The sequence below is a fragment of the Vibrio sp. 1978 genome, assembly GCF_033344345.1.
The window spans coordinates 1-539 of the sequence record NZ_JAWPOP010000922.1 but is presented as its reverse complement, the minus strand read 5'-3'; the positions used below and the strand labels follow the sequence as shown (position 1 = coordinate 539).

Sequence of the window (539 nt, the reverse complement as noted above, 5' to 3'; positions counted from 1 at the left end):
CCCATTAGACCCGAGCCAAGCACGGCAATGAAACCCGGCCCTCCGATGATTTTTCCTGCGGCTGCACGAGCGACATTGATGATGTAATCCCCAACGCCAGAGCGTACTAACAACGCACCAAAAAGGATGAACATAAAAACGAATGTCCAACTGATGCGAGAAATAGAACCGAACATGCCTTCAGAAGAGTAAAAACTACGGTAAAGCAGGGTTTCCATGCTCAACCCCGGAAAATGAAAAATACCCGTCGCCCATTTTCCCCACAAAACAACGTAGCTCAAACAGATCACAATCAACACAGGAATAAACCACCCCATGGTGCGGCGAATCAGTTCGATGACGATGAATATCGCCATAATGGCAAAGACCCAGTCACTAGTGACAAACTTAACACCACGCTCATACAACGCATCTTCGGCATATGGAATGTAAAGCAAACAGGCGATAGCTCCTGCTGCGATGAGCACATCGACCGCAAGAGCCATTTTGCTCTGCTTCAAAGAGATATGAGCCGGATACCAAAGTGCACAAATTACCGC

General features: G+C 47.7%; 1 protein-coding gene. It reads right to left on the bottom strand.

The window, feature by feature from the left end:
- The coding region (locus tag R8N49_RS29880; RefSeq protein ID WP_318190802.1) for a TRAP transporter large permease subunit at positions 1 to 539 on the bottom strand (539 nt) is incomplete at both ends.